At 71.5% G+C, this 3,959-nt stretch carries 3 protein-coding genes and 1 pseudogene; 3 read left to right on the top strand and 1 reads right to left on the bottom strand.

Annotated elements, in window-relative coordinates; translation table 11 throughout:
• The 3 genes and pseudogenes from ACOADB_RS14430 to ACOADB_RS14420 all read left to right on the top strand — a co-directional run.
• A pseudogene (locus ACOADB_RS14430) lies at positions 1-528 on the top strand (hypothetical protein); the annotation flags it as partial.
• On the top strand, positions 525-1,751 hold the full coding sequence (locus ACOADB_RS14425; RefSeq protein ID WP_378599832.1) for a glycosyltransferase family 4 protein: 1,227 nt from the start codon (positions 525-527) through the stop codon (positions 1,749-1,751). The pseudogene ACOADB_RS14430 and the gene ACOADB_RS14425, both read left to right, overlap by 4 nt.
• 12 nt (positions 1,752-1,763) lie before the next feature.
• On the top strand, positions 1,764-2,735 hold the full coding sequence (locus ACOADB_RS14420; protein ID WP_378599829.1) for a DUF3068 domain-containing protein: 972 nt from the start codon (positions 1,764-1,766) through the stop codon (positions 2,733-2,735).
• Here ACOADB_RS14420 and ACOADB_RS14415 read toward each other — a convergent pair.
• Positions 2,729-3,769 carry a hypothetical protein gene (locus tag ACOADB_RS14415; protein WP_378599827.1) on the bottom strand — a complete coding sequence of 347 codons (1,041 nt, stop codon included), beginning with the start codon at positions 3,767-3,769 and terminating at the stop codon, positions 2,729-2,731. The two genes, ACOADB_RS14420 and ACOADB_RS14415, sit on opposite strands and share 7 nt — an antisense overlap.
• Positions 3,770-3,959: the final 190 nt, after the last annotated feature.

The raw sequence follows: 3,959 nt of genomic DNA, 5'->3' as shown, positions 1-3,959 counted from the left end.
GACGGCGCGACCGGCCTCGACGCGATCGAGGACGCCTGGCGCCGGGTGCTCCAGGGAGCCGACGTCGTCATCGGTTCGCGTGGCCTGGCCGAGAGCGACACCGAGGCCCGGCACTGCCGGACCCGTTCGACCGGTGCCGCCGCCTACCGTCGTCTCGCGGGTCGACTGACCCCGGGGATCGTCGACACCCAGTGCGGCTTCAAGTTCTTCCGCGGTGACGTGGTCCGTGGGGTCGTCGGCAACCTGAAGACCCCGGGCTTCTCCTTCGACGTGGAGCTCCTCGTCCTGCTGCGTGCTGCCGGCGCGCACATCGAGGAGATGCCGGTGACCTGGGTCGACGTGCCCGGATCCACCTTCGTTCCCGCGCGCCACGGCGCCGCGGCTTTCGCCGAGCTCGCGCGGATCGCCTGGCGCAACCGCGAGCTCGTGCGTCCGGTACCCGGCAGGGTGGCGGTCGTCGGAGTGCGGTCCCCCATGCCGCTCCCGGCTTCTGCTGCCCTGTCGGCCGGGGCATGGAGCGCCCGATGACCACCGCGTCCGCCCTCCGGGGCAAGCGGGTCGTGGTCGTCAACTGGCGCGACCTCGACCACTCGCAGTCCGGCGGAGCCGAGATCTACGCCTGGCAGTACGCCCGTGCGCTGCACGAGGGTGGTGCCCAGGTGCGTTTCGTCACCGGCCGTGACGCGGGCCAGTCGGCCCATGATTCGCGCGAGGGCATCGAGATCCACCGTGGCGGCAGCCGGATCGGCTTCAACCTGTTCGCGCTGCTGTGGCTGTTGCGCCACCGCGGTGGCATCGACGCGGTCATCGACCCCGCGTGCGGCCTGCCGTCGTACTCCCCGCTGGTGCTGCGCCGCGGCACGCCTGCCTTCCTCATCGTGCACCACGTGCACCAGGCCCAGTTCGCCGTGCACTTCCCGGCTCCGGTCGCCGCCTTCGGTCGCTGGATGGAGCGCGTCGCGATGCGGCGCGTCTACCGTCGGCAGCTGACCGCCGCGGTCTCGCAGTCGACGGCGACCGAGATGCGCGAACAGCTCGGCTGGACCGGCGACATCCGGATCCTCGAGAACGGCGCCGACCTGTCGTCGTACGACGCCGCGGACGCCGTGGACAAGGACGCTGACCGGATCGTGGTGCTCGGCCGCCTGGTCGCGCACAAGCGGGTCGACCTGGTGCTCGACGCCGTCGCCGCGGTGCGCGCCCGTCCCGAGTTCGCCGACCGCAACCTGCTCGTCGACGTGATCGGCCACGGCCCGGAGAGCGAGCGCCTCGTCGCCCACGCCGCCGCGCTGGGCCTCGCCGACAAGGTCGTCTTCCACGGCTACGTCTCCACCGAGGAGAAGGACGACCTGCTGGGTCGCGCCGCCGTGCACGTCTGTGGTTCCGACGCCGAAGGCTGGGGCCAGGCCGTCATCGACGCTGCTGCGTCAGGCGTTCCGACCGTCGCCCGCGACGTGCCGGGCCTGCGCGACTCGATCCGCAGCGGCAAGAGCGGCTGGCTCGTCCCCGACGCCACCGACCCCGAGATGGTCACCGGTCACCTCGCCGACGCCCTCTCCACCGCCCTGGTGGAGGCAGCCGACCCCACGACGCGGGTGCTCCGCGCCGAGGCCTGCCTCAAGTGGGCCCACAAGTTCGACTGGTCGCAGATGCGCAACAACGCGCGCGACCTGACCACCGAAATGCTCATCGGGCGTGCTCCTGCGCTGCCCGACTGTCACAACCCACGCGATTCTCGCGTGGCCGTCTGAGAGGTCCATGCCATGCGCAAGTTTGCGTCCGTATCCGTTGGGGTCGGGGTGTTCATGATCGTTGCGGCGATCCTGGTGCGCTTCTACGCATACCCGACCCTGGCCACCGTGCCCGCCAACTACGACGGTGTCACCGAGCTCGAGTCGTCCGGCGCCCAGATCTTCAACTCGGACCCCAATGTGCTCAAGACCGAGACCTGGGACCTGGACATCTCCGCCTTCACCATCGCCGACAGCGGGGCCAAGCAGCCCGACGACGTCGCGACGTGGGTCAGCTCCACGACGGTCACCCGGGCCGACGGCACCGTGTTCCAGCAGACGCGGGAGCGGGCACCGTTCGACGCCGTCAGCGGCGCTGCCGTCACCTGCGACGCCTGCGGTTCGTGGGAAGAGGTTGCCGAGGACGAGCGCGTCGACGTGACCCGCAAGGGCCAGGTCTTCAAGTTCCCGTTCGCCACCGAGAAGCGTGACTACGACGTCTGGGACGGCACGGTCAACAAGGCGACCAAGGCCACGTTCGAGGGCGAGGAGACCATCCAGGGCCTCAACGTCTACAAGTTCGTCCAGCACATCGAGCCGCAGGTCGTCGAGACCCGCGAGGTCCCGGGCAAGGTGTTCGGGGCGACCGAGCCGTCCGTCGACGCGGAGATGTGGTACGGCATGACCCGTACCTTCTACATCGAGCCGCAGACCGGTTCGCCCGTCGACCGGGTCGAGGAGCGGATCCAGGAGCTGCGCTACGACGGGGTCAGCGTTCCGGCGTTCACCGCCACCGTTCAGTACACCGACGCCCAGGTCACGAAGTCGGTCAAGGACACCAAGTCGAACGCGACCCTGCTCGGCGGGATGCGCCTGACGTTCCCGCTGCTGCTCCTGCTGCTCGGTGCTGCGTTCATCGCCGTCGGACTGTTCATCTCGCGCAAGTCGCACCGTCCGCTCCACACGGACGCCAACGACAAGCCGCTCGTCGGAGCCGGTCACTGACCGTCCGACGCACCTGACTCCTCTCTGAGGAGGGAGATGATGGCCTCGAGCAATTGCTCGAGGCCATCGTCCTTCCATGACGCGGCTCGGGCCCGCAGGGTCAGCACGGTCTCGCCGCGGAAGCCGACGGCGCCCAGGGAGAGGCCGCTGCCGCCGCCCGTCACCGGGTGGAAGCTCAGCCGATCCACGTGCGGCGCGGTCACCTCGCCGAGGTGGGACACGAGCAGCGTGGATCCCAGCCTCGATGCCAGGACGCGCAGTCCGGTCGTGGTGGCGCGGACGGACAGGGGCGTCCACGGACGCGGCTCGCCGGCCACCGGCGGGGTCTGCACCGGAGCCTCCGCGAGGGCGCGGGCGATCCCGGCGGCGTCGAGTCGTTCGACGTCCCGCAGGCGCAGCAGGACGCTGTTGTCCCCGATCGCTCCGTCGCCGGACTGGGCGCGTACGGCGCCCACGGCCACCGCGACGTGACGGGCCGTGGTTCCCCGTGCTGCCTGGTGCTCCACGATCGCCCGGGTCGCCGCGGCCACGATCGCGGCCGTGCGATGGCTGCCGGGGACGGTGCGTTCCACGAGTACGTCGCCCGGTTGCGGCACCGGCGCGGACGGGGGAGTCACGTCGGCCGGCGGCTGGAAGGCCACCTCGCCGAGACGGCGGCCGACGGTGCGCGCGACGCTTCCGGTCGTCGTACGGTCTCCGACGCCGCGGGCGTTCGAGGTGACGGGTGCGAAGCCGAGGCGGCCGAGCACCGCCAACAGGCTGAGCCCGTCGACCGCGCTGTGGTGGGCCGACAGCACCAGGTGCCGGCCCGAGAGGCCGACCACCAACGGGGCGGCGTGGGGCGCCAGCACGGCTGCCTGCACCCGCTGGAGTGAGTCGTCGACCAGGGGCGGGGGGAGCGCCGGCCATTGCTGGTCGGACGCGAGGGCAGCCAGCCGGGTCTCGACGACCACCGGGTCCGCCGGGTCGGGGAGGTCGGCGGTCAGCAGGATCCGCCAGCCGATGCGGGGGTCGGCGACCCACGGTTGCGTCATGGGCGGGTCACGGGCGGGTCATGGCTTGCGCGCGACGACCACGAGGCTCACACCCGGCAGGCGGCGCACCGGCAGCACCCGCTCGAGGCCGACGGCGGCGCGGAGGCCGGCATTGAGCACCGGGTGCACCGCCTCCATCTCGCTCTCGGACTCCTGGCGACTGCGGCGGCGGGCCTTCACGACGGGCCGG

Origin of the sequence: Nocardioides sp. CPCC 206348 (genome assembly GCF_048654705.1) — a bacterium.
Lineage (GTDB): Bacteria > Actinomycetota > Actinomycetes > Propionibacteriales > Nocardioidaceae > Nocardioides.
The sequence above is the reverse complement of the archived record's forward strand: the minus strand, read 5'-3'. Positions and strand labels throughout refer to the sequence as shown.

Bases quoted from the DNA above. Each gene is read 5' to 3' on its own strand.
- ACOADB_RS14420 (WP_378599829.1), top strand. From the start codon at position 1,764: ATGCGCAAGTTTGCGTCCGTATCCGTTGGGGTCGGGGTGTTCATGATC.
- ACOADB_RS14425 (WP_378599832.1), top strand. From the start codon at position 525: ATGACCACCGCGTCCGCCCTCCGGGGCAAGCGGGTCGTGGTCGTCAAC.
- ACOADB_RS14415 (WP_378599827.1), bottom strand. From the start codon at position 3,769: ATGACGCAACCGTGGGTCGCCGACCCCCGCATCGGCTGGCGGATCCTG.